Raw genomic sequence first — 22,760 nt, forward strand, 5'->3', positions numbered from 1 at the left:
GTTTCCATGGGCCATGACCTTCGGCCCTGCAACGGCACCGCAACAGCTGCCAAGGTGACAGGTAGGGGCGGAAAAGTCGGACTGTGGAGGTGTCACGCATGAGCACCGTCGTCACAACCAAGCAGGGGCAGTTGCGAGGGAGCGCCGCCGGCGGCGTGCACCGTTTCCTTGGCATTCCTTATGCGGCGGACACCTCGGGCGGTAACCGGTTCCGTCTGCCGCAGCCGCTCGAGCCCTGGAACGGGGTTCGGGACGCCAACCAGTACGGTGCGGCCCCTTTCCAGTTGGCGCCCCCGGAAAGTGCGGGCACAGAGTGGGACACCGGGCTGGGCGGCGCGGACTGCCTGAACCTGAATATCTGGACCCCGGACCCAGGCGCGGCTGGCCTGCCGGTGATGGTGTGGATCCAAGGCGGCGCGTTCGAAATCGGCTCAACGGCCGCCTACAACGGGACAAACTTCACCCGGGACGGTGTGGTCTGCGTGGTGATCAACTGGCGGGTCGGCGCGGACGGGTTCCTGGACCTGGGCGACGGCTATGCCAATGCCGGCCTCCTCGATCAGGTCGCAGCTTTGGAATGGGTCCGCGACAACATTGCAGCCTTCGGCGGTGATTCCGGCAACGTCACAGTCTTTGGCCAGTCGGCAGGTGCCATGAGCATCGGGGTTCTGCTCTCGATGCCCCGCGCCGAAGGGTTGTTCCGGCGGGCCATCCTTCAGAGCGGCGCTGCCCATCACGCGATCGCCACCGGCACCGCCCAAAGGATCGGAGGGTTCCTCGCCGAAAAGCTCGGGGTTCCGCCAACCCGGGTGGCGATAGCGGCCGTGCCCACCCACCGCCTGCTCGCAGCCCAGGCGGAGTTAAAGGCGGATCTCATCGCCCGGCCCGATCCGGAGCGTTTGGGGACAAGACGCCGTGGCCAGCCGGATGTTCGTTTTCGACACCCTGGATAAAGACTCCCGGCTGTTCGGGCCACTTTTGGGGGCAGACCCGCCGCAGGCCTTGGCCGATGCCATGCACGCGGCCTGGGTTTCCTTCGCCGCTACCGGGGATCCCGGCTGGCCACAGTACGATAGCGCCGGCCGGGCCACGATGCTCTTCGACACCGAATCACGCCTCGTCCATGACCCGCGGGCGTGGGAACTGGACCTCTGGAAGGACGTGCGCTAAGACTCGGGCTAGGACCCGGACCCGGGTTGGGAATCCGGCTCGGGCTCGGAGTCGTAGGTGAGGTTCTCGTAGTCGGTGTCGTCTTCCTCGTCCAGCCGGTCATCAAGTTCTTCGAGCAGCCACGGGTTCACGCGGGCCAGAATATTGCGGATTTCCTCTGTCTCCACGGCGGCATACAGAACCGGCCGGGCATCCCTGTACTTGGTGACCGGCGGCTTGTCCGGCCACTTTTCGGCAAGTGCTTTCACGCGTTCGGGGATGGAATTGTGGGCGTTGTCCGCGATCTTCACCAGGGCGGCATCGTGGTCCTCTGCGATGTAGCGAATGCCGGCCTGGTAGTCATCGGGGTTGTCGTGCAGCCGGTTGGTGACCCGCTCGATGATGTCTGCTGCCCGCTCGGAGACGCCCATCTCCAGAAGTGCCTGCCTGGTGATGGGAGTGTCCTCGGCGATGTCGTGGAGGTAGCCGGCAATCCGGACGTCATCGTCGAAGTCAGCCAGGGCGTCCCCCACGGCGATGACATGGTCACGGTAGGGGCGTTTGAGCTTGTCCTTTTGCCGGTTATGGGCAACCTCCGCCAAGACCTTTGCGGTCTCGACGGTGAATCTGGGCGGCGTGGCGTTGTGCTCCATGGAGTCCTGGTCTGACATGGTTCCAGCCTACGGCCCCTTACACCGCACCGCCCCAAAGCGCCTTACGCAGCAGCGCCTTCATGGTGGCCACTTCAGCGGTGTCGAGGCCTTGCAGCGCCTCCGTCTCTGCCTGCGCGGCCGCCTCAGAAGCACGCGCGTGGAGTTTGGCGCCCGCCGGAGTAGCAGTCACGGTCTTGGCCCTGCGGTCCAGCTTGCCGGGAGCCCGGACCACCAGTCCCCGCTTTTCCAGGTCATCAACCAGGGCCACGATCTGGCTCGGATCCAAGCTTAGGAAATCTGCGAGCTCACGCTGGGTTGGTTCGAGGCCGCTGTTCGCGAGGATCAGCACCGAATACGAGCGCTCCTTGAGATCAAAAGTGGCGAGGGCCCTGTTGTTCAGCACGGACCCCGCTGCGTGCAGTTTTGCCAGCAGGAAGCCCATGTCGTTAGTGATCGAAGCGGCCACCAACTTGTCTTCAACGCCACCCTGCTTCGTCCCCTGCACTTCGATGGTCATGTCACTCCAGATAGTTTTCAAAATAAATCATTGACTTCTACAACAATCCATATTCTCATGGATACAGAACAGCATCCCATGCCGAACGGCAGGGTGAACATGGTCAGCTAGCAAAGGAGCAGCAATGAGCCTCTCAGGCAAAGTAGCAATCGTCACCGGAAGCGGTCAGGGACTCGGCCTCGCCTACGCCCGGGAACTCGCCCGCCAGGGTGCCGCCGTCGTCATTAATGACGTCAACGCCGAGACCGCCGCGCAGGCTGTCGCGCAGATTGAGGCCGACGGCGGCCGGGCCACCGCCGTCGTTGCCCCGGTGGGCGGCACTGAAGCCGCCAAGGCGCTGGTGGCAGGCGCCATCGAAGCCTATGGCCGTTTGGACATTCTGGTCACCAATGCCGGCATCCTCCGGGACAAGAGCCTGCTGAAGATGACCGACGAGGACTTTGACCTGGTCATCAACGTCCACCTCAAGGGCACCTTCACCTGCGTCCGCGAGGCCTTCGCCTACTTCAAGGAGAACAACGTCCAGGGCCGGATCATCACCATCGGTTCCCCCACGGGCCAGCGCGGCAACTTCGGCCAGACCAACTACGCCGCAGCCAAGGCCGGCATCGTAGGCATGGTCCGCACCTGGGCACTGGAGATGAAGAAGGCCGGCGTGACTGTGAACTCGGTGATCCCGGTGGCCGCGACCGCCATGACGAAGACGGTCCCGTACTTCCAGAAGGCCGTTGAAGCAGATGAGCGCGGCGAGGCCATGCCGTCCTTCTTCCGGCATGACCTCGGCTTCGGAACGGCCGACGACGTCGCGGGCCTGATTGCCTTCCTCGCCTCTGACGCGGCGGCAGGGATCACCGGCCAGGCCATCGGCGCCGGCGGCGACCGGCTGCAGGTCTGGACGCACCCGGCGGCCGCGACCACCGAATACCGCGAGGGCGGCTGGAGCTACGAAGCCCTGCGCGAGAACGCGGATGAACTGTTCAGTGCTGACACGCTCCAGAGCTACGGCGAGGAGTTCCTTCCGCTGCCCGAGGAGCTCAAGCCCGAGCCGGCCCCGGCCCGCTAGCCCACTGCGCCCTGGCCATCTGACTGCTAAGGAAATCGATATGCGTTACGAACTGGGCATCGATGCCGCCACACTCGATGCGATTGATATGCACGTTCACCTGGAGGTGGACGGCCACGGCCACGAATCCCTCCCGCCGGCACTGACCGAGGCGTCCGCGAAGTACTTCAAAGCCGAGGACCGTTCTCCCTCGTTGGACCGCATCGCGGAGATCTACCGCGGACTGAACATGGCCGCCGTCGTCTTTACTGTTGACGCCCGCACCCAGCTCAAGCACGAGCCGAACAGCATCGAGGACCTGATCGCCGGTGCCGCCCGGAACAACGACGTGCTGATTCCGTTCGGCAGCGTCGATCCCCGCACCGGCACCGATGCGATCCAGGGCGCCAAACGCCAGGCCGTTGACCTGGGCGCCCGCGGTTTCAAGTTCCACCCGTCGCTGCAGGGCTTCGACCCGTCCAGCGAGCAGTTTTACCCCCTCTGGGAAACCCTGCAGGAGCTCGGGCTGCCCGCGATTTTCCACACCGGACAGAACGGCATGGGCGCAGGCCTCCCGGGCGGATACGGCATCAAGCTGGGCTACTCCAACCCCCTCCTGCTGGATGCGGTGGCAGCTGATTTCCCGGAACTGCAGATCATCATGGCTCACCCTTCCGTGCCGTGGCAGGACGAGGCCAACTCCATCGCGACACACAAATCGAATGTCTTCATCGACCTGTCCGGCTGGTCGCCGAAGTACTTTCCTGAGTCTCTGGTGCGGATGTCCAACTCGGTCCTCCAGGACAAGGTGCTCTTCGGCACCGACTTCCCGCTCATCACCCCGCAGAAGTGGCTCGGTGCGTTCGCGGACCTGCCCCTCAAGGACGAGGTCCGGCCTAAGATCCTCAAGGACAACGCCGTGCGCCTCCTCGGGCTGGGAGGCTGAGATGGATACGACGACGGCGGCACCTACCGTGAGTGCGCTCCCTCCCGCGGAGAGTCAGGAACGCCTCTATCGAGTCTCGGACTTCTACGATGCGGAGTCTCTCCTGACCGACAGCGAGCGCCGCGTCCTGGGCAGGCTTCGCAGCTTCCTTGACGAGAAGGCACGCCCGCTGCTGGCGGACCACTGGGAGCGCGGCGAATTTCCGACTGAACTAGCCCGGCCGCTGATCGACCTGGACCTGATGGAGCCGGCCGAACTGACGGAACTTGCGGAAATCACCGACTCTCCGGGTGCGGGACGGGTCCCTGCCCGGGGTATCTACCAAGGGTTCCGGATCTTCGAACTCGCACGTACGGACGCTTCGCTGGCAACCTGGTATACGGCGCAGGCGGGGCTCTTCCGCACGGCCATCCGCGTGGGCGCTTCAGAGGCGCAGCAGCAGGAGTGGATGCCGAAGGTGATCGACTTCTCGCTCAAGGGCGTCTTTTCGCTCACCGAGCCCGAGTCCGGCTCCGACATCGCCGGCGGCCTGTCCACCACTGCACGCCGCGAAGGCGATGGCTGGATCCTGGACGGTGCGAAGCGCTGGATCGGTGGCGCTTCCACAGCAGACGTCCTGGCGGTGTTCGCCCGGGATGTGGCAGACGGACAGGTGAAAGCCTTCCTGGTCGAACGCGAGGCACCGGGCGTTTCGCTGGAGAAGATCCACGGCAAGACGTCCCTGCGCATGATGCAGAACGCCCACATCACCCTCACTGGCGTCAAGGTGCCCGACACCATGCGCCTGCATAACGTGAACTCCTTCCGCGACGTCGCTGCAATGCTGCGCGCCATGCGCTCGGACGTCGCGTGGATCGCCACCGGCCTCCAGGCCGGCGCCTTCGAAGCCGCCCTGGCCTACGTCAACGGACGCAAGCAGTTCGGCCGCACCCTTGGCTCGTTCCAACTGGTCCAGGAGAAACTCGCCCGGATGCTCGGCAACGTCACGTCCTCGCTGTCCCTGGTGGTGCGGTTGACAGAGCAGCAGGCCAAGGGCATTTACCGCGACCAGGACTCGGCCCTGGCGAAGATGCAGACGTCCCTCCTGATGCGCGAAACCGTGGCCCTGGCCCGCGAGGTGGTAGGCGGCAACGGCATCACGCTCGACACAGACGTTGCCCGCTTCCATGCGGACGCCGAAGCCGTCTATTCCTACGAAGGCACCCACGAGATCAACGCACTCATTGTGGGCCGCGCCCTGACCGGCGAAAGCGCCTTCACGCGCTGACCAGCACAAACGTCGAAAACCCGGCATCCGCCGTCGTACTTCCACACAACGAAAACACCAACCAAACCTAACCAGGAGGCAAAGATGCCCAATCTCGTCGTCGACTTCGACAAACTGCTCACCCTTTCCGGCACCGACCTCGGCGTCACCGAGTACCGCGAGATCACGCAGGAGCAGATCAATAAATTCGCTGACGCCACCGGTGACGACCAGTGGATTCATGTGGATCCGGAGCGAGCCAAAGAGGGTCCGTTCGGGGCCCCCATCGCTCACGGCTTCCTGACCCTCTCGCTCATCATCCCGTTTTGGGGCGAGCTATTCGACGTCGAGGGCGTCACCACCAAAGTCAACTACGGCCTCGACAAGGTCCGTTTCACGTCGCCGGTGAAGGTGGGCTCGCGGATCCGCATGCAGGCCACCATCGCCGACGTCACCGAAGTCAAGGGCGGCGCCCAGATCAAGGTAGCCAACACCATCGAAATCGAAGGTCAGGAACGCCCCGCAGTCGTGGCCGAGTTCCTGGCCCGGTTCTACAAGTAGACCCCCACCGTTCTCCACTTAAGTAGTCAAAAGGAACAATCATGTCCGGAGTCAACCAGCTGCAAGCCATGGGCACTGCCGAGCGTCGCAAGGAAGCACGCACCGTCATCGCCTCCAGCTACCTGGGCAGCACCATCGAGTACTACGACTTCCTGCTTTACGCCACCGCCGCCGCAGTAGTGTTCCCGAAAGTCTTCTTCAGCGGGATGGACGACTGGGTGGGCGTTGTGGCCGCCTACGGCACGTTCGCCGCCGGCTATGTGGCCCGTCCCCTGGGCGGCATCATCTTCGGCCACTTCGGCGACAGGCTCGGCCGCAAGAACATGCTGATCATCTCCATGCTGATGATGGGCATCGCCTCCACCCTGATCGGCGTGGTACCCGACGCCTCCGTGGCAGGCCCCTGGGGCGCGGTGCTCCTGGTCATCCTCCGCGTCTTCCAGGGCATTGCCGTGGGAGGGGAGTGGGGCGGCGCAGCACTGATGGCGCTGGAGCATTCCGAGTCCGGCAAGCGTGGATTCGCTGCATCCTTCGTGAACGCCGGCGCTCCCACAGGCGCCGTCCTCGGCACACTCGCCATGGGCGCGTTCTCGGCCCTGCCCAACGACCAGTTCCTCAGCTGGGGCTGGCGTGTACCGTTCCTGCTCTCCTTCGTCCTGCTGGGCGTGGGCATGTTCGTCCGCCTGAAGGTCTCCGAAAGCCCCATCTTCAAGGCTGCACTGGAACAGGAAAAGGCCGAGAAGGCCCAGGCCGAGCAAGAGGCTATGCGGGCGGGCATAACTGCCAAGCGGGATATCCCGCTGCTGCAGGTGCTTCGCCGTCCAAAGACGCTGATCTTCACCATGCTGGCCGGGGCAGCGGGCTTCGCACTCCAGGTTGTGCTGGCGACGTTCTCAGTCACGTATGCCGTCTCCAAGGGCGCGGACCGGCAGGGTGTGCTGTACGCCTTTGCCGCAGCGTCAGCGCTGTCCATCGTGTTCGTCATCCTGGGCGGCAAGCTCTCCGACAAACTGGGCCGGCGCCCGGTGATGATCGGCGGCCTGGTGCTGTTCATCATCTACCTGATCCCCATGTTTTCGCTACTGTCCTCGAACAACATCATGCTGATCTTCGTGGCCTTCGCCATTGGCCTGATGATCCACTCCACCCTTTTTGGGCCCCTGGCAGCCTTTGTGTCCGAGCAGTTCGGCACCACATCGCGCTACACCGGCGCATCGCTCGGATACCAGTTGGCCACCCTTCTCGGCGCCGGGTTCACCCCGGGCATCGTGGCCCAGATCTTCAAGGACTCCGGTCAGGACACGGCATCCGTGGTCACCTATCTGGCCATCATGTCCGTCGTGTCCATCGTCTTCATCCTCCTCACCAGGGAACCGAAGAACAACGACCTCGTGACAGTGAAGTCCTGACCCTTCAGCTCGGCTCCCTCAAGCGCGCTCACCTCACAGTAGAAAGGCTTCCCCGTGGAGAATTTTGGCATCGGCTCGTGGCTCCAACGTCGCCGCCCCAAGTCGGCCAGCAAGACCGCTCTCATCAGCGAAGGGCGTGAACTCAGCTATGCAGCGTTCGCCGACCGGAGCCTCAAGCTCGCCAACGCGCTACGCGACCGGGGCGTGGCAAAAGGAGACAGGGTGGCCTATCTGGGCGAGAACCACCCCGCCTTCCTGGAAACCCTCTTTGCCTGCGGCACCTTGGGCGCCATCTTCGTACCCCTGAATACGCGGCTGGCACCGCCGGAAATTCGATTTCAGCTGGAGGACTGCGAGGCTTCAGTCCTGATCCACGCCCAGAGCCTGGTGGATCTCGCCACGCACGGCGCTGCCGGTACAGCCGTGCAGAGGCTCGTGGCAGTGGACGACGCCAGTACCCCCGACGCTGATGCTGCCGCCGCCCTCAGCGGCGGGGGACAGACCGTGATTGAGCTTTTCGAAGACGTGGTGTCCTCCGGCAGTGACGGTCCGATCGACGAAAACGTGGGCCTGGACGACGGAGTCATGATTCTCTACACCTCGGGCACCACCGGCCGCCCGAAGGGCGCACTTCTGACCCATGGCAACGTCACCTGGAACTGCATCAACGTCATTGTGGACTTCGACTTCGCATCGTCGGATGTCGCGTTGATGATTTCGCCGATGTTCCATGTGGCCTCGCTGGACATGGGCGTCCTGCCCACATTCCTCAAGGGCGGAACAGTCATCCTCGAATCCCGGTTTGATCCAAGCCGGATCCTTGGCCTGATCGAGCAGTACAAAGTGACAACTATGAGCGGCGTCCCCACCACGTATCAGCTGATCTGCGAACACTCTGCGTGGGCAGCCACAGACCTCAGTTCGCTGAACAAGCTGACCTGCGGTGGATCGGCCATCCCGATGCGGGTGCTCGACGCTTATGAAGCCCGGGGCCTGCAGATCGGCACCGGCTATGGCATGACGGAGACGGCTCCGGCGGCAACAGTACTTCCTGCAGCATGGTCCAGGGAGAAGGCCGGCTCCGCCGGGCTGCCCCATTTCTTCACCGACGTTCGCATCGCCGACCCGCTGGATGCGGTGGTAGCACCGGGAACCGTCGCGGAGATCCAGATCAAGGGACCCAACGTTATCAACGGATACTGGAACCGGCCCGAGGCCACGGCCGAATCCTACGCCGCCGGAGGCTGGTTCAAATCCGGCGACCTGGGCTACAAGGACGGCGAGGGCTTTGTGTTCGTGTCCGACCGGCTCAAGGACATGATCATTTCCGGCGGCGAAAACATCTATCCGGCTGAGGTGGAGCAGGCCATCACCGAACTGGATGCGGTGGGCAGCGTGGCCGTCATTGGCGTCGCTGACGAGAAGTGGGGTGAAGTCCCGCGGGCCGTAGTGCTGCTGCGTGAGGGCGCACGGCTCACCGAGGCCGAGCTGCGGACGCATCTTGAGGGAAGGCTGGCGCGTTACAAAATCCCGAAGTCAGTGGTGTTCGTGGACGAAATGCCGCGCACTGCGAGCGGGAAAATCCGGAAGAACGATCTTCGGAGGCTCTCCGCTGGCCAGGGCTAATTGACCAGGGGCTGGGCGCAACCATGCCCGGCCACACCCATGCCTGTCCACACCCACGGCTCGCGGGGAAGGCGGGCGGGCCGGAATGCGGCGAGCGTTTCTTCCAGCGTCCCGGCCGGCAGACCCAGGGATTGGAGGATGACGTCCCGGACGTCCGCCGCAGTAGCGCCGGTGAGGGCGAGGTCGGCCAGCGTCACGGCTCCGTCGCGCTTGGCCAGACGGGCGCCGTCAGAGTTCACAACCAGCGGCACATGTACATATTCCGGAACCGGCATATTCAACAGTGAGGCGAGGTAGGCCTGCCGTGGAGTGGAGGGCAGGAGATCGTCACCGCGCACTACTTGATCTATCCCCTGGGCCGCGTCGTCCACCACCACCGCGAGGTTGTAGGCGGTCACGCCGTCGTTGCGGCGCAGGACAAAGTCATCCACAACCCCGGTGAATTCCCCGCACAGGACGTCGTTCACGGTGTATTCCGTGACGTCCGCCCGGAGTCTGATGGCCGCCGGCCGCGTGGAACGTTTGTACTCCAGCTCGGCCGGATCCAAGTTGCGGCACGTGCCCGGATAGGCGCCCTGCGGTGCGTGCGGAGCCGATGGCGCCTCCTGGATTTCGCGGCGTGTGCAGAAGCACTCATAGGTCATGCCCGCAGCGCTTAGCTGGCCAATGGCGTCGTCGTACACCGCAGTGCGGTCTGTCTGGCGGACGACGGCGCCGTCCCACGTCACGCCGATGGCTGCCAGATCGCGGAGCTGCTTAGCCTCCGCCCCGGCACGCGCACGGTCCAGGTCCTCAACGCGCAACAGGAAGTCCCGGCCCGTGGAACGGGCGAACAGCCAGGCAAGAATGGCGGTGCGGAGATTGCCGACATGGAGTTCACCGGAAGGGCTGGGGGCGAAGCGTCCGGCACGAGTCATGAAACAACCCTACGCACAGGGACAACGCGGGGTCACTCAGCGCCCGATGTGGGGCTCCCATCGGGCCGAAAGTGACTCCGCGTTGCCGCATTTCTGCTGCGGACAACACAAGAGCCCCTCAGCTACCGATGACGCCGGAAGATCCGGCGCCCGGGAGTTCAGGGGCTCTTGTCGTGTTTGCAGAATGACCGTGGTGTGAACAAGTGTCATCAGCGGCGGCCTCCTTGCGGGAGGCGGTGTCCAGTTTCCGGGTGGTGTGCCGGTGAGTCTGTAAGCCTGCAGGATGGGCGGTAGCCTGTTTCCTGCTTGTTGCCACCATTTGAGCAGACACCTTACAGTTGGCACAACCGGCACAAGAATCAATGGTCAGACTGACCAATGCGCGCCGCTAGAACCGACAGGAAATGATCAGATTGCAGGAATTGGATGTCACGGACAAGCGGATCCTTAATGCCTTGGACGAGGATCCGCGCCTTCCGATCATGGTCCTCGCCCAACGGCTGGGCCTGGCGCGCGGGACAGTACAGTCCCGGCTGGAGCGGATGACGGCGTCGGGCGCGCTCCGCCCCAACAGCAGCCGCGTTCTGCCTTCCGCCCTTGGCCGCGGGGTGGCAGCCGCCGTGAGCGCCGAGCTGGATCAAAGCCATCTCAATGAAGCCATCGCCGCCCTCCGCGAGATCCCTGAAGTCCTTGAGTGCCACGCCCCCGCCGGCGATACCGACCTGCTGATCCGGGTGGTGGCAACCAGCCCGGACGATCTCTACCGCGTGTCAGAGGAAATCCGCCTCTGCCCGGGAATCGTCCGCACGTCAACCAGCATGTTCCTGCGGGAGGTCATCCCCTACAGGACCACAGGGCTACTGAAGGATTGAACCTCCGACGGCCAACGGGGCCGGCGGGGAGCTCTGCCCATCGCACTCCTGTGTCCACCGCAGCTAGGCTGGCACGGGACTTAAGGGGGGAAAATGGCGGGAATCAGGACGCCGGGGCAGCCGCGGAGCAGGCCCCGCAGCGGACTTCGGTTGAGGAGCGCCAGCTCCCTGCTTGCCCTCGTCTTCGCCGTGGCGGGCTGCGCCGGGGCTCCGCCAGATGTTCAAACAGCCAAGCCGCTGATAGCCGGCAGCTACTCAACCCTGGACCCCGCGGGAGTGAACCAGATCCGCGAAACCAAGACCGCGCGGCTGGACATGCGGTCCGGACGCCTGGCGAAGGCTTCGGTGGGGGTCGCCAACAACAGCTACGGCCCCGAGATCAACACCCGCGATACAGGCAAAGTTGCCCTGACCATTGCGGCTCCCAAGGGCGAGATCACAGGCCAAACGGACCGCATCCGCTTCAAGACCACGGGCAACGAAGAGGACTTCACCGAAGTCACCTACTTCCTCACCGCCGGTTCGCTCGCTGAGTTCGGGGACCTCATCCGGGACGGCGTGAAGCGCTTTGGAATCGACAGCGGTGTCGCTGAACGCTGGTTTCATCCATGGAGCGGGATCCGGAAGACAAAAGCGATTACTCCATCACTCCCGGAACGGCCACGGGCTTGGAAGTCAATTACGACCTGAGGTACGACGGCGCCAAGGAAACCCAGGTGATCATCGTCCACGTCAGCCCCATGGGCTGACGGTCGCCTAGTCCGGTGTGGACGCAGCAACGCGGGGTCAGATACGGGCCGAAGAAGGGCTCCGGAACGGCATTGTGTGACCCCGCGCTGCAGTTAGACCGGCGGGCCGGCGTTGGACTTGAGGTTTTTCATCACCAGCGTGGACGTCAGCCGCTCCACGCCCGGAAGCGAGGTCAGTTCCGCGTCGTAGAACCGCTGATAGGCCGGCAGGTCCTCGGCAATGACCTTCAGCAGGTAGTCCGGTGAGCCGAAGAGCCGCTGCGCTTCCACGATGTTGGGTGTATCAGCCACACGGTTTTCGAAGATCTCCATGGTGGAGCGGTCCACCTGGCGCAACGTAACAAACACGATCGCCTCGAACCCCAATCCGACGGCGGCAGGATCGATGTCCGCCTTGTAGCCGCGGATCACTCCCGAAGCCTCAAGGTCACGCAGCCTCCGGTGGCACGGCGCCACCGTCAACCCCACCTTGGCGGCCAGTGCCGTGGCAGTCATTCGGCCGTCCTCCTTGAGGTAGCGCAAAATATTCCTGTCAATATGGTCAATCACGCAATAATCTTACCTATTGGGGATCAGCCGGGGCGAAATAGGTAAGCACTTATGGCCGGAAACTTCATAGGGTTTGTCCTGTAGCCATCGGACAGGAGCCCGCCATGAACCCCCAGTTGTTTTTCGCCTTCGTGCTGGTGGCCGCCGCCCTCGCGTGCACCCCCGGCGTGGACTGGGCCTACTCCATCAGCGCCGGGCTGCGGCAACGCAGCTTTGTGCCCGCCGTCGCAGGACTCTGCGGCGGCTATGTCCTCCACACACTGCTGATGGTGGTGGGACTGGCAGCCCTGCTGTCCGGAATGCCCGGCCTCCTCGGCTGGCTCACCGTGGCCGGGGCCGGCTACCTCCTGTGGCTGGGCATCAGCACCCTCCGCTCCTGGCGCGGGGCCTCCTTCAGTGCGGCGGACGCCGTCGGAAAGCCCGCCAACCAGCTCCGGACCTTCCTGCAGGGCATGGGCACCAGCGGCATCAACCCCAAAGGCCTGCTGTTCTATGTGGCGCTGGTGCCGCAGTTCGTCAGCCCCGAAGCCACCCTCCCGCTGCCCGTCCAATCCGGGCTGCTGGGCCTGACGTTTGTGCTGCTGGCCGGAACCGTCTACACCTGCGTGGCACTGCTGGCCCGCAAACTCCTCCAGTCGCGCCCCGGCGCCGCCCGCGCCGTCACGCTCGCCAGCGGCATCATCATGGTTCTCCTGGGTGCGGGGCTCCTGGCGGAGCAAGTTGTCCCGCTGGTTGCCGGACTCACCCAGCAGGCCTAGACCTTGCCCGCCTAGACATCACGCTCCATGAACCATTCGGTGAACTCGGACGCGCGCCCGTCGGGCTCTAACCGGATCACCCACAGGTTGTCATAGCTGGGCCGGTCACCCAGGTAATGCGTGAAGCCCTGCACAAAGGCCAGCCCACCGTCGGTGCCCAACAGGGTCCAGTCAAAGGTCCATTCGTCGGCGTCGTCCCGCGCCGTCAGCCAGCGATCCACAATTTGCTCGCGGCCCCGCCATGGATCCTTGTCCTGCGGCCGGGTGGCGTAGACGGCTTCTTCGGTGAACAGCGCCCGGATGTCGTCGGGCTCGTTGCTGGCCCACGCCGCAATGTACTTTTCCATCCAGCGCCTGGCTGCGTCGCTCATGCCTCCGTTGTACCCCGGCACGGGCAGCCCCACAAGGCGCCAGCGGCCCGACGCCTATTTTCCGTCCAGGTTTTCCCACTCCTGCTCCCACAGCCTGCGCTCGTCCACGTCCTTGCGGATAACCTCGAAGGTTTCCAGCTCTGCCGGCCTGCCCCGAAGCCAGTCCCGCGGATTGAGGGACCTCCGGCCGTTATCCAGCACCAGCAGGGCGCGGTCCGTCAGGGCATCGTTGCGGAGCACTGCGTCCGTTTTACGACGGCGGAGCACCTCCTGGAGAGCCTCCTGCGCCTTCGAGTGGGCGCCGAGCCGGCGCAATGCACGCCCGCGGAGCAGCAGCAACGCGGCCGACAAGTCATCGGAATTCAGCAGCCCCTCGGTCCAGATCACCACCTCCTTGTCCCGTCCCAGCGAGAACGCCAGCGCGCAGCGGGCCAGGGCGGACGGCAACGACGGCGGCAACCCCGTTACGGTCTGCAGCGCCGCTTCCAGCTGGCCCGTTTCCCGCAGGGAATGCGACAGCGCCAGGAAGACGGACTCCTGACCGAACAGCACGGGGACTTCGACGCGTTCGGCGACCTCCACCCGGGTGACCACACGCGTCAGATACGTAGCCGCGTACTGGTTGGCGTCGTCGTCGTTCCTGATGGAAAGGCCCCGCTGCAGGAGCTCGGAAGCGCGCAGGTAGCCGCCATGCTGGTAGGCCAGGAGGCCGGCGATGACGGAACAGAGCCCGGCCCAGCCGGGGTAGGTGCGGCCCAGGACGATGAGCCGTTCGGGTTCCTTGCTGTTGAAGATGGCCTCATGGACTGCCCTAACCGCCTTGCCCGGCATCCGCTTGAGCCTGGGGACCTCGCCGTCCACGGCCAGGAGCGCCGCGTCCCGCCCGCCCAGCACACCATGGATCAGCCCGCCCACACTGCCTGCGAGTTCCCGGACGGGCGTCTGCAGCTGGACATTCCCGAACGGGGTCAGGTCACGGGTATCCCGATAGATCGGTCCTCTGGCATCCCCCAAGGTCATCTCTCCATGCTACGTGTCACCCCGGCGTGGTGGCCTACCTGGCAATGCTAGGTGGCCGCTGCAATCCAGAGTCCGATCACCCAGGTGCTGGCCGCCAAACAGGCCAGGCCGAACTCCGCGAGCATACCCAGGCCCGTGGCTTTCAGGGCGGCCCAGCTGGTCCTGGTTGCGGTATGGATCTCCCGCGTGCGGCTCAGTTCACTGAGCAGCAGGCCGGCGGCGAAGCCGACGAAAAGCCCCACCACGGGAATGATGAACATCCCGATCACGCCTGCAACCAGGCCCACCACCACGCTCCGGCTGGGGATGCCGTGTTGCTTGAGCTTCCGGCCGGTCAGCACCGCACTGGCCGACATGCCGGCGACCACAAAAACCATTCCCACCGCGAAGATCACCCAGCCCAGTGTTCCGGCACCGCCCCAGATGGCCCATGCCAGCAGGCTCAGGCCGATCAGGAAGCTGCCCGGCAGCACCGGGATGATGGTGCCGGCCACCCCCACGAGGATGGCGACGCCACAGAGGATGCTTACAACGGTTTCGGAGTTCATGAGCCCCAGTTTAGGGTGGCCCGGTCAGGCTACCGGAACCCGCCTCCCAGGCTCGCCGCGCGCCTTAACCCCCGACGGCGGTGCCTCCCCTTAGAAAGGGAGGCACCGCCGTCGGGCGTTATGGCAGTGTGTCGCGGCGGAGGTTACTCAGTTTCCACAGCGGCGGCGACGGCGGCCGTTACCGCCGGGGCAACGCGCGGGTCCAGCGGGCTGGGCACGATGTAGTCCACCGAGAGATCGGCTTCGGCGAGTTCGGCGATGGCGCGGGCCGCAGCCAGCTTCATGGCCGGCGTAATCCGGCGGGCGCCGGCGTCCAGCGCGCCGCGGAAGATTCCGGGGAATGCCAGGACGTTGTTGATCTGGTTGGGGAAGTCGCTGCGGCCGGTGGCCACAACGGCGGCGTACTTGGTGGCCACCTCGGGAAGGACTTCGGGGTCCGGGTTGGAGAGGGCGAACACGATGGATTCGGCGTTCATCAGCTTCAGGTGCGCCTCGTCCAGCTTGGATGAGGAAACCCCGATGAACACGTCCGCACCGAGCAGCGCTTCGCCCGGTCCGCCGGTGATGCCGCGCGGGTTGCTGCGCTGGGCCATCTCGGACTTCTTGCTCTGCGGGTCGGCAGCGATGTCCGCCCGGTCGCGGTTGATGACTCCCTTGGAGTCGAGCAGGACAACGTCCTCGATCCCTGCGGCGAGCAGGATTTCGGCGACGGCGATGCCTGCTGCACCTGCGCCGGAAACAACGACGCGGAGGCCGGCGAGTTCGCGGCCGGTGACCTTGGCGGCGTTCGTCAGTGCGGCGAGGGCCACCACCGCCGTGCCGTGCTGGTCATCGTGCATGACCGGGCAGTCCAGCGCCTCGATGAGCTTCTCCTCCAGCTCGAAGCACCGCGGGGCGGAGATGTCCTCGAGGTTCACGGCGCCGAAGCTGGGGCGGAGCCGTACCAGGGTTTCCACGATCTCGTCGACGTCCGTGGTGTTCAGGACCAGGGGAATGGAATCCAGTTCGCCGAACGTCTTGAAGAGGGCGGACTTGCCCTCCATGACGGGCAGCGACGCACTGGCGCCGATGTTGCCCAGGCCAAGCACCGCGGTGCCGTCGCTGACCACTACCACCAGGCGCTGCGCCCAGGTAAGGGTCTTGGCGAGCTCCGGGTTGTTATGGATGGCACGGCTGACCTCGGCCACACCGGGGGTGTACGCGATGGAAAGGTCGCGCTTGTTCGACAGCGGGACGGTGCTGGTAACCGAGAGTTTGCCGCCCTGGTGGGCATCGAAGATCTCCGCTTCGGTCAGGGCTGTGGCTGCTGAATTGTCGGTCGGTGCAATTGCGTCAATGGACACTTCGTTGTCTCCTGGGGCTAGCCGTGGGCTCACGGCGCAGAATGGCTCAAGCGCAGGGAGGCTCAAGATGGTGGGGTTCGGCACTTCGCGGACCCAAGGGTGACGGGTCCGGGGTGAAGTCCTTGCAGCTGCGGGTTGCCAGCCACTCCGGTATTGCCATAGTAAACAGCGTCCATGGCGAAAACGGCCGCACACGGTTGTTGCCGACGAGCTAAATCGATTTAGGACGCTTAAAGGTGATCCACATCACGCCATAAAGACGTATTTAGTCGATCATTGGTCTAGACCAGTTACGCCGATCTGTGGGCGGCCCGCGCGTTCGGCGTTACCGGGGCGAGCAGGGTGCAGGCCTTCTTCAGGTCCTCTTCGGCCTCGAACAGGGACAGGCGGCGGTTGCGGACGGACTGGACCAGACCAGTGACCGTCAGCAGGAGCACCCGGGCCGCCACGGTGTCGTCGGAAGCGGCGGCTACCGCCCTTTCGCTCAGGTCGTCGATCTCCTGCAGGAGATCGGTGGTGTCCAGGCCCTTGAGGTACACGCCGCGGGTCAGGCACTGTTCGACCGCCGGCTGCATGACCCGCATATGGAAAATCTCCATGACCACGCCCGTGAGGGCCCGCCCCCCGAAGCTGGCAGCCGAGGTGCGCACCCTCGCCTGTAGCTCATCCAGCTGCTGGCGGTACAGGGACAGCATGAGGTGGGTAGGCGAGGGGAAATACCGGTACACGGTACCCAGGGGGACACCGGACTTTTCCGAGATTTCCGCGAGGTCTACGGATTCCAGCCCCTTGCGGGCAAACCCTCCGGCGGATTCGAGGACGCGTGCATAGCGCAGCCTCTGGCGTGGGGTGGAGGGCCGGGCGGCCATGGGCGGATGGTCGGGAAGGGTCTCGGGCATCAGCATTCCGGGGTAGAGAATTTACGGTGCAGCGGCGGTCCGATCCCCATCCCGGCCGCCTTGCAGTCCGCCTCAACTATACGGCACGCGGCGTTGGCGGCTTAGTCCACGCCCTTGATCTTGACCACGAACACGGCGCCGAGCAGGCCGATCACGGCGGCCGTAATGAACAGCGTGACGTACCCGCCGAAGTGCGTCACCGCGAGGAAAGCGAGGCCGGTCGCGAACACCTGCGGCAGCGAGGCGGCCACGTTAATGACCCCCATATCCTTGCCACGGTCCGCGGCCTGCGGCAGCACCTGCGTCAGCAGCGCAAAATCAACGGCCTGGTAGGCGCCGAAGCCGATACCCAGGATGCCGGCCCCCACCAGGGCGCCGGTCCACACGGGGAAGAACGCCATCGTGAGGCCTGCCATGGCGATCATGGCGGAGGAGGCGATCACGAAGGGCTTGCGCTTGCCCACCCGGTCGCTCCACGGCCCCGCAATCACCGCAGTAACCATCACCAACACCGCATAAATGCCGGTCAGGATCAGAACTCCCAGCGCCGGGTTCTCAAGCTTGAGGACGTCTCCGAGGAAAAAGATCAGGTACACAATGGTCAGCTGGTTGCAGACGTTGACCAGGAAGCGGGTGAGCCAGGCCCAGGCGAAGTCCGGGTGGCGGGCCGGGCTGATCCAGAAGCCACGGAGGAAGCTGCCCCACGAGAACGGCGGCCGGAGCTCCCTGGGCAGCGGCGGGTCATTCCGGTGGAACAGGTACGGCGCCACGGAGAACAGCAGGGCGGCCGCACACATCGTGTACCCCACCATGAAGTTTCCCGAGACAACCGCCCCGAAGACTGCGCCCAGGAGGATGCCCGCCGTCTGGCCCAAGGCCGCCAGTCCCCCCACCCCGCCGCGCTGCAGCACCGGCACCCGGTCCGGGATGGCGGCGGTGATGGCGGCATAGGCGGCGTTGGCGCCCAGCTGGACCAGGCACCAGAACAGGACCATGAGGGCAACGGCGGTGGCTCCGGACATCGCCAGCAACGCTGCCGTGGCCAGGATTGCACCGGCCAGGACCCAGGGGGAACGCCGGCCGAAACCCGAGACTGTCCGGTCGGACAGCGCCCCGAAGAGCGGATTGGCCACCAGGGATACGGCGGCGCCGCACCCAAGTACAAGGGAAGCGATGGCTTCCTTGTTGGCCTCGTCGATGCCAATGGCCTGCTGGGCGATGAAGATATTGATGGGCCCGAAGAACGCGGCGTTGATGCCAACGTTCACCAGCACCAGCCCGGTCACCCAGCGCGCGGTGACCTTCTGCGTCGGCTCGGCGAGCGCCGCCGTCGGACTTTCCGCTGTAGCCCGGTCCGCTGCGGGGCTGGGATCCAACTCAGTTCTTGGATCCAACGCCGGGCCGGGATCCGAAGCTGTGCCTGGATCCGGTACAGCGGGTGTGTCGGGCAGGCTCATGGCAGGTTCCCCCTGGAACGGTTGGTGATGCTGAAAATCAGACTATCGTGGGCTTCATCTCCCCGCTTGTCATATGTCGTACGCGGCAGCGGGGCGTCCCGCACATGACACACCGGACATTTGGAGATGCAATGAACGCACCCGCACCGAGCCCCAACCACACGGTCAACACAGCCGACCTGTACGACGAACGCGGCGACGAACTCGCCTCCGTGTCCCTGCAGTTCCAGTCCTTGGGCGGGCGTTCCCACTTCAGCGGACCGGTCCGGACCATCCGTTGCTTCCAGGACAACGGCCTGGTGAAGTCCACCCTGGCCACGCCGGGCAACGGTGCGGTCCTGGTGGTGGACGGCGGCGGCTCCCTGGGCACCGCCCTGATGGGGGACATGATCGCCGAGAGCGCCGTCGCCAGCGGGTGGGCCGGCGTCGTCATCAACGGCGCCATCCGCGACCGTGAGGCGATCGCGGGGCTGGACCTCGGCGTCAAGGCGCTGGGCAGCAATCCGCGCAAGAGCGCCAAGGCGAGCGCCGGCGAGGTTGATGTGGATGTGGTGATCGACGGCGTGACGTTCCGTTCCGGCGTCACCGTCTGGTGCGATCCGGACGGCATCCTCGTGGAGCGTTAAGCGCGCCTGCCTCGAGAGGCGAGATCTCGGCGCTGTGGCGCCGGCTTAGCGCGGAGATCTCGCCGATGGATTCGCCCGGACAGGAAATATCGGGCTCCCGGGAACAATCAGGGAAGTAACATAGTTACTGAAAGCAACTATCAAGCTTAATCACCCATTTCCTTCCCTGGAGAAGCCATGTCCAAAACTTCCGCTGTGCGTGCCGCCGGCGAAACCCTGACCCAGCGTCAGGTCGTCACCGTGATGGTGGGTCTGATGCTGGGCATGTTCCTGGCCTCCCTTGACCAGACCATCGTGTCCACCTCGATCTACACCATCGCCAACGACCTCGACGGGCTGTCCCTGCAGGCGTGGGCCACTACGGCGTACCTGATCACGTCCACCGTCAGCACACCGCTCTACGGCAAGCTGAGCGACATCTTCGGCCGCCGCCCGCTGTACCTGACCGCCATCGTGATTTTCCTGGCCGGTTCGCTGTACGCGGGCTCGGTGCACTCGATGACGGAACTGGCCATCGCCCGCGGCGTGCAGGGCCTCGGCGCGGGCGGTCTGCTGGCCCTCGCGCTGACCATCATCGGCGACATTGTGTCCCTGAAGGACCGGGCCAAATACCAGGGCTATTTCATGTCGGTGTTCGGCATCTCCTCAGTTCTTGGCCCCGTGGTGGGCGGCGCGTTCGCCGGCTCCGCCAACATCCTCGGCTTTGACGGCTGGCGCTGGGTATTCTTCATCAACCTGCCCATTGGGCTGGCTGCCCTGACCGTGGTGTTCCTGTTCCTGCACCTGCCGGCCAAACACGTGAAGCAGAAGATCGACTACTGGGGTGCGGCGGCCATCACGCTCGCCATTGTGCCGCTGCTGCTGGTTGCCGAACAGGGCCGCAGCTGGGGCTGGGCATCCCTGAACTCCTTCCTCTGCTACGGACTGGGCGTTGCGGGCATCATCTGGTTCCTGCTGGCCGAAAAGCGCGCCGGGGACTACGCCCTTATCCCGCTCCGGCTCTTCCGGAACACCACGTTCGGGCTGTCCTCGCTGCTGAACTTCATCATCGGCATTGGGATGTTCGGTGCTATCGCCATGCTTCCGATGTACCTGCAGCTGGTCAAGGGACTGACGCCCACCGAGGCGGGGCTCATGATGATCACCTTCACCGTGGGCATCCTGACAGGTTCCATTACCGCCGGACGCACCATCTCGGCGTCGGGCACGTACCGGATCTTCCCCATCATGGGCACGGGCATTCTTACCGTTGCCGCCGTGACGATGGGCCTGTCCCTCGGGGTGGACACCGGCCTCTGGGTTCCGGGCGTGATCGCGGTGTTCTTTGGCATGGGACTGGGTTTCTGCATGCAGCCCCTTACCTTGGCCATGCAGGTTTCCGTGCCGCCGAAGGACATGGGCGTGGGCACCTCGTCCGCAGCGTTCTTCCGGTCCATGGGCGGTGCGGTGGGTACTGCCGTGTTCATCTCCATGTTGTTCAGCCTTGCGGCAAGCCGGATTGCGGACAGCATGAAGTCGGCCATGTCCAGCGCCGACTACCAGGCCGTTCTCAAGGACCCGGCTGTGGCGGCGGACCCGGCCAACGCCAAGCTGTACGAGTTCTTCCAGAACGGCGCGTCGAACGACTCGCTGAACGACACCAGCTGGTTGCACACGGCCAACAGCGTGCTCACCCGTCCCATCACTGAGGGCTTCGCCTACGCGATCGACGCCGTTATGATCACCGCAGCCGTTCTTACGGGCATCGCTTTCCTCATCAGCTTCGCGCTGCCGAACAAGAAGCTGACGGACCCGAAAGCGGCCCCGCGGGCAGACGCAGCTGCGGTGGCAGCCCACTGAGTCCGGTGCGCTGAGTGCGCGGTTCCGGAACTGAAGACGACGACGGCGGGCCGCCCGCCGTCGTCGTCTTTTGTGTGCCCCCGCGGGGGTTTCTGAGTGGAACGTTGGGCGGTGGCGTGCCACACTGTTTAGCGCGCGTGCGCCGGTCATCCGAGCCGGTACCGCAGCCGACGACGTCCGCACCGCAGCCACCCACCCCCAAACCCAGGGAGCATCATGCCCACCGCCCAGGAGCAGACAACCGCCAAAATACCGCAGCGGGTGATCTGGCTGGCACTCGCAGGGGCGGTGGGCGGCTTCCTGTTCGGCTTCGACTCCTCCGTGGTGAACGGCGCCGTTGATGCCATCAAGGATGAGTTCGCCCTCTCCGAGGCCGTCACCGGCTTCGCAGTGGCCATCGCCCTGCTGGGCTGCGCCGCCGGCGCTTTCCTGGCCGGCAAGGTCGCTGACCGCTACGGCCGCATCCCCGCGATGAAGATCGGCGCTTTGCTCTTCCTGATCAGCGCGATCGGGACGGGCTTCGCGTTCGGAATCTGGGACCTGATCTTCTGGCGCCTGGTGGGCGGCCTGGGCATCGGCCTGGCATCGGTGATCGCGCCGGCCTACATTTCCGAGATTTCCCCGCGGCAGGTCCGGGGCAGGCTGGCCTCGCTGCAGCAGCTGGCCATCACCACGGGTATCTTCGCCGCACTGCTGTCCGATGCGCTCTTTGCCACCAGTGCCGGCGGCGCGGACCAGGCGCTCTGGCTGGGCATGGAAGCCTGGCGCTGGATGTTCCTCGCTGCCGCTGTTCCTGCCGTCGTTTACGGCGTGATCGCCTACACGCTCCCCGAGTCCCCGCGGTTCCTGGTGTTCCAGGGCAAGGAGGACGAAGCCCGCAAAGTCTTCGACTCCATTGCCCCGTCCGAGGACACTGACCGGCACATCCGCGAGATCCAGGATGCCATCGAAGAGGACAAGGTGGCCGGCCAGAAAGGTTCACTGCGCGGCAAGACGTTCGGCCTGCAGGCCGTGGTCTGGGTGGGCATCATCCTCTCTGTCCTGCAGCAGTTCGTGGGCATCAACGTGATTTTTTACTACTCCACCACCCTGTGGAAGGCCGTGGGTTTCCAGGAGAAGGACTCACTCACCATTTCCGTGGCCACCTCCATCACCAACATCCTGGTTACCCTGGTGGCCATCGCCCTGGTGGACCGGATTGGCCGCCGGCCCATTCTCCTCGCCGGGTCCATTGGTATGGCGGTTTCGCTGGGCACCATGGCGCTGGCCTTCTCCTCGGCCGTGGGTTCCGGCTCGGAGATCTCACTCCCCGGGGCCTGGGGTCCGGTTGCCCTCGTGGCCGCCAACGTTTTTGTGGTCAGCTTCGGCGCCTCCTGGGGACCCTTGGTGTGGGTCCTGCTGGGCGAGATTTTCCCGTCCCGGATCCGCGCCCGCGCCCTTGGCCTGGCCGCCGCCGCGCAGTGGGTGGCCAACTTTGCCATCACCCTCAGCTTCCCCGTCATGGCGGCCGCGTCGCTGCCCCTGACCTACGCCATGTACGCGCTGTTCGCCGCGGCGTCCTTCTTCTTTGTGATGTTCAAGGTGCCGGAGACCAACGGGATGTCCCTCGAGCAGGCCGAGACGCTGTTTGTGCCCAAGGGTTCCAAGAAGGCCTAGCGCCCCC

Annotated in this window: 24 protein-coding genes; 14 read left to right on the forward strand and 10 right to left on the reverse strand. The window is 64.9% G+C overall.

The features are described from left to right. Positions 1–98: 98 nt before the first annotated feature. Entirely contained in the window at positions 99–953 is an 855-nt protein-coding gene (locus AC1MCD_RS19220) for a carboxylesterase family protein (protein ID WP_498674326.1), read from the forward strand. Beyond that, on the forward strand, positions 928–1,170 hold the full coding sequence (locus tag AC1MCD_RS19225; RefSeq protein WP_498674329.1) for a hypothetical protein: 243 nt from the start codon (positions 928–930) through the stop codon (positions 1,168–1,170). Before AC1MCD_RS19220 ends, AC1MCD_RS19225 begins: the two co-directional genes overlap by 26 nt. 8 nt (positions 1,171–1,178) lie before the next feature. Here the strand turns inward: AC1MCD_RS19225 and AC1MCD_RS19230 are convergent, their stop codons facing one another. Both AC1MCD_RS19230 and AC1MCD_RS19235 read right to left on the reverse strand, forming a co-directional pair. Beyond that, positions 1,179–1,820, reverse strand: a complete 642-nt coding sequence (locus AC1MCD_RS19230; protein ID WP_498674331.1) for an HD domain-containing protein — start codon at positions 1,818–1,820, stop codon at positions 1,179–1,181. A 19-nt stretch (positions 1,821–1,839) separates the two neighbouring features. After that, positions 1,840–2,319, reverse strand: coding sequence for a MarR family winged helix-turn-helix transcriptional regulator (locus AC1MCD_RS19235; RefSeq protein ID WP_498674333.1), 480 nt, complete (start codon positions 2,317–2,319; stop codon positions 1,840–1,842). Between the two features lie 124 nt (positions 2,320–2,443). Here AC1MCD_RS19235 and AC1MCD_RS19240 point away from each other — a divergent pair, with 124 nt between their 5' ends. The 6 genes from AC1MCD_RS19240 (at position 2,444) to AC1MCD_RS19265 (ending at position 9,149) form a co-directional block, all read left to right on the forward strand. After that, on the forward strand, positions 2,444–3,382 hold the full coding sequence (locus AC1MCD_RS19240) for an SDR family NAD(P)-dependent oxidoreductase (protein ID WP_498674335.1): 939 nt from the start codon (positions 2,444–2,446) through the stop codon (positions 3,380–3,382). 40 nt (positions 3,383–3,422) lie between these two features. Next, entirely contained in the window at positions 3,423–4,307 is an 885-nt protein-coding gene (locus tag AC1MCD_RS19245) for an amidohydrolase family protein (RefSeq protein ID WP_498674336.1), read from the forward strand. A gap of 1 nt (position 4,308) precedes the next feature. Continuing rightward, positions 4,309–5,574: an acyl-CoA dehydrogenase family protein gene (locus AC1MCD_RS19250; RefSeq protein ID WP_498674337.1), complete on the forward strand. Its 1,266-nt coding sequence runs from the start codon at positions 4,309–4,311 to the stop codon at positions 5,572–5,574. An 84-nt stretch (positions 5,575–5,658) separates the two neighbouring features. Continuing rightward, the gene (locus tag AC1MCD_RS19255) at positions 5,659–6,114 is read left to right on the forward strand and encodes a MaoC family dehydratase (RefSeq protein ID WP_498674340.1); all 456 of its coding nucleotides are present in this window, start codon (positions 5,659–5,661) and stop codon (positions 6,112–6,114) included. 41 nt (positions 6,115–6,155) lie between these two features. Next, positions 6,156–7,523, forward strand: coding sequence for an MFS transporter (locus tag AC1MCD_RS19260; RefSeq protein WP_498674343.1), 1,368 nt, complete (start codon positions 6,156–6,158; stop codon positions 7,521–7,523). Between the two features lie 54 nt (positions 7,524–7,577). After that, positions 7,578–9,149: an acyl-CoA synthetase gene (locus tag AC1MCD_RS19265; protein WP_498674345.1), complete on the forward strand. Its 1,572-nt coding sequence runs from the start codon at positions 7,578–7,580 to the stop codon at positions 9,147–9,149. Here AC1MCD_RS19265 and gluQRS read toward each other — a convergent pair. Beyond that, complete coding sequence (gene gluQRS, locus AC1MCD_RS19270; RefSeq protein WP_498674347.1) at positions 9,146–10,066, reverse strand: tRNA glutamyl-Q(34) synthetase GluQRS; 921 nt, start codon at positions 10,064–10,066, stop codon at positions 9,146–9,148. The two genes, AC1MCD_RS19265 and gluQRS, sit on opposite strands and share 4 nt — an antisense overlap. A 404-nt stretch (positions 10,067–10,470) precedes the next feature. On the opposite strand from gluQRS, the gene AC1MCD_RS19275 reads away from it, so the two are divergent. Both AC1MCD_RS19275 and AC1MCD_RS19280 read left to right on the forward strand, forming a co-directional pair. After that, a complete protein-coding gene (locus AC1MCD_RS19275; RefSeq protein ID WP_498674351.1) occupies positions 10,471–10,938 on the forward strand; it encodes an Lrp/AsnC family transcriptional regulator in 468 nt (155 codons plus the stop codon). Between the two features lie 93 nt (positions 10,939–11,031). After that, positions 11,032–11,628, forward strand: coding sequence for a hypothetical protein (locus AC1MCD_RS19280; protein ID WP_498674354.1), 597 nt, complete (start codon positions 11,032–11,034; stop codon positions 11,626–11,628). 152 nt (positions 11,629–11,780) lie between these two features. Here AC1MCD_RS19280 and AC1MCD_RS19285 read toward each other — a convergent pair whose 3' ends face one another. Then, on the reverse strand, positions 11,781–12,236 hold the full coding sequence (locus AC1MCD_RS19285; protein ID WP_477711103.1) for an Lrp/AsnC family transcriptional regulator: 456 nt from the start codon (positions 12,234–12,236) through the stop codon (positions 11,781–11,783). 104 nt (positions 12,237–12,340) lie between these two features. Here AC1MCD_RS19285 and AC1MCD_RS19290 point away from each other — a divergent pair, with 104 nt between their 5' ends. After that, positions 12,341–12,994 (forward strand): LysE family translocator, encoded by a 654-nt coding sequence (locus AC1MCD_RS19290; RefSeq protein WP_498674358.1) that lies wholly within the window; start codon positions 12,341–12,343, stop codon positions 12,992–12,994. An 11-nt stretch (positions 12,995–13,005) separates the two neighbouring features. On the opposite strand, the gene AC1MCD_RS19295 is transcribed toward AC1MCD_RS19290, so the two are convergent. From AC1MCD_RS19295 to AC1MCD_RS19320, 6 genes are all read right to left on the reverse strand, one after another. After that, positions 13,006–13,365 (reverse strand): nuclear transport factor 2 family protein, encoded by a 360-nt coding sequence (locus AC1MCD_RS19295; RefSeq protein ID WP_498674360.1) that lies wholly within the window; start codon positions 13,363–13,365, stop codon positions 13,006–13,008. Between the two features lie 54 nt (positions 13,366–13,419). Further along, complete coding sequence (locus tag AC1MCD_RS19300; RefSeq protein ID WP_498674363.1) at positions 13,420–14,385, reverse strand: hypothetical protein; 966 nt, start codon at positions 14,383–14,385, stop codon at positions 13,420–13,422. Positions 14,386–14,432: 47 nt separating this feature from the next. Then, positions 14,433–14,933, reverse strand: coding sequence for a DUF456 domain-containing protein (locus tag AC1MCD_RS19305; protein ID WP_498674366.1), 501 nt, complete (start codon positions 14,931–14,933; stop codon positions 14,433–14,435). Positions 14,934–15,076: 143 nt separating this feature from the next. Continuing rightward, a complete protein-coding gene (locus AC1MCD_RS19310; RefSeq protein WP_498674368.1) occupies positions 15,077–16,276 on the reverse strand; it encodes an NAD(P)-dependent malic enzyme in 1,200 nt (399 codons plus the stop codon). A 290-nt stretch (positions 16,277–16,566) separates the two neighbouring features. Further along, positions 16,567–17,175 carry a TetR/AcrR family transcriptional regulator gene (locus tag AC1MCD_RS19315; RefSeq protein WP_498674369.1) on the reverse strand — a complete coding sequence of 203 codons (609 nt, stop codon included), beginning with the start codon at positions 17,173–17,175 and terminating at the stop codon, positions 16,567–16,569. Positions 17,176–17,276: 101 nt separating this feature from the next. Then, positions 17,277–18,632, reverse strand: coding sequence for an MFS transporter (locus AC1MCD_RS19320; protein ID WP_498674372.1), 1,356 nt, complete (start codon positions 18,630–18,632; stop codon positions 17,277–17,279). A 131-nt stretch (positions 18,633–18,763) separates the two neighbouring features. Here AC1MCD_RS19320 and rraA point away from each other — a divergent pair, with 131 nt between their 5' ends. The 3 genes from rraA to AC1MCD_RS19335 all read left to right on the forward strand — a co-directional run bounded on the left by rraA (position 18,764) and on the right by AC1MCD_RS19335 (position 22,753). After that, positions 18,764–19,258 carry a ribonuclease E activity regulator RraA gene (gene rraA, locus AC1MCD_RS19325; protein ID WP_498674374.1) on the forward strand — a complete coding sequence of 165 codons (495 nt, stop codon included), beginning with the start codon at positions 18,764–18,766 and terminating at the stop codon, positions 19,256–19,258. A gap of 177 nt (positions 19,259–19,435) precedes the next feature. Next, the gene (locus tag AC1MCD_RS19330; RefSeq protein WP_498674376.1) at positions 19,436–21,097 is read left to right on the forward strand and encodes an MDR family MFS transporter; all 1,662 of its coding nucleotides are present in this window, start codon (positions 19,436–19,438) and stop codon (positions 21,095–21,097) included. A 216-nt stretch (positions 21,098–21,313) separates the two neighbouring features. Beyond that, positions 21,314–22,753, forward strand: a complete 1,440-nt coding sequence (locus tag AC1MCD_RS19335) for a sugar porter family MFS transporter (RefSeq protein ID WP_498674378.1) — start codon at positions 21,314–21,316, stop codon at positions 22,751–22,753. Positions 22,754–22,760 lie beyond the last annotated feature (7 nt).

It is taken from the genome of Arthrobacter sp. BF1 (genome assembly GCF_056680215.1).

Excerpts from the sequence above, each read along its gene's own strand:
- AC1MCD_RS19250 (WP_498674337.1), top strand. The coding sequence starts at position 4,309 with ATGGATACGACGACGGCGGCACCTACCGTGAGTGCGCTCCCTCCCGCG.
- AC1MCD_RS19305 (WP_498674366.1), bottom strand. The coding sequence starts at position 14,933 with ATGAACTCCGAAACCGTTGTAAGCATCCTCTGTGGCGTCGCCATCCTC.
- AC1MCD_RS19245 (WP_498674336.1), top strand. The coding sequence starts at position 3,423 with ATGCGTTACGAACTGGGCATCGATGCCGCCACACTCGATGCGATTGAT.
- AC1MCD_RS19335 (WP_498674378.1), top strand. The coding sequence starts at position 21,314 with ATGCCCACCGCCCAGGAGCAGACAACCGCCAAAATACCGCAGCGGGTG.
- AC1MCD_RS19295 (WP_498674360.1), bottom strand. The coding sequence starts at position 13,365 with ATGAGCGACGCAGCCAGGCGCTGGATGGAAAAGTACATTGCGGCGTGG.
- AC1MCD_RS19315 (WP_498674369.1), bottom strand. The coding sequence starts at position 17,175 with ATGCCCGAGACCCTTCCCGACCATCCGCCCATGGCCGCCCGGCCCTCC.
- AC1MCD_RS19320 (WP_498674372.1), bottom strand. The coding sequence starts at position 18,632 with ATGAGCCTGCCCGACACACCCGCTGTACCGGATCCAGGCACAGCTTCG.
- AC1MCD_RS19240 (WP_498674335.1), top strand. The coding sequence starts at position 2,444 with ATGAGCCTCTCAGGCAAAGTAGCAATCGTCACCGGAAGCGGTCAGGGA.
- AC1MCD_RS19230 (WP_498674331.1), bottom strand. The coding sequence starts at position 1,820 with ATGTCAGACCAGGACTCCATGGAGCACAACGCCACGCCGCCCAGATTC.
- AC1MCD_RS19275 (WP_498674351.1), top strand. The coding sequence starts at position 10,471 with ATGATCAGATTGCAGGAATTGGATGTCACGGACAAGCGGATCCTTAAT.
- AC1MCD_RS19235 (WP_498674333.1), bottom strand. The coding sequence starts at position 2,319 with ATGACCATCGAAGTGCAGGGGACGAAGCAGGGTGGCGTTGAAGACAAG.
- AC1MCD_RS19330 (WP_498674376.1), top strand. The coding sequence starts at position 19,436 with ATGTCCAAAACTTCCGCTGTGCGTGCCGCCGGCGAAACCCTGACCCAG.
- AC1MCD_RS19280 (WP_498674354.1), top strand. The coding sequence starts at position 11,032 with ATGGCGGGAATCAGGACGCCGGGGCAGCCGCGGAGCAGGCCCCGCAGC.
- AC1MCD_RS19290 (WP_498674358.1), top strand. The coding sequence starts at position 12,341 with ATGAACCCCCAGTTGTTTTTCGCCTTCGTGCTGGTGGCCGCCGCCCTC.
- AC1MCD_RS19300 (WP_498674363.1), bottom strand. The coding sequence starts at position 14,385 with ATGACCTTGGGGGATGCCAGAGGACCGATCTATCGGGATACCCGTGAC.
- AC1MCD_RS19260 (WP_498674343.1), top strand. The coding sequence starts at position 6,156 with ATGTCCGGAGTCAACCAGCTGCAAGCCATGGGCACTGCCGAGCGTCGC.
- rraA (WP_498674374.1), top strand. The coding sequence starts at position 18,764 with ATGAACGCACCCGCACCGAGCCCCAACCACACGGTCAACACAGCCGAC.
- AC1MCD_RS19255 (WP_498674340.1), top strand. The coding sequence starts at position 5,659 with ATGCCCAATCTCGTCGTCGACTTCGACAAACTGCTCACCCTTTCCGGC.
- AC1MCD_RS19220 (WP_498674326.1), top strand. The coding sequence starts at position 99 with ATGAGCACCGTCGTCACAACCAAGCAGGGGCAGTTGCGAGGGAGCGCC.
- gluQRS (WP_498674347.1), bottom strand. The coding sequence starts at position 10,066 with ATGACTCGTGCCGGACGCTTCGCCCCCAGCCCTTCCGGTGAACTCCAT.
- AC1MCD_RS19225 (WP_498674329.1), top strand. The coding sequence starts at position 928 with ATGTTCGTTTTCGACACCCTGGATAAAGACTCCCGGCTGTTCGGGCCA.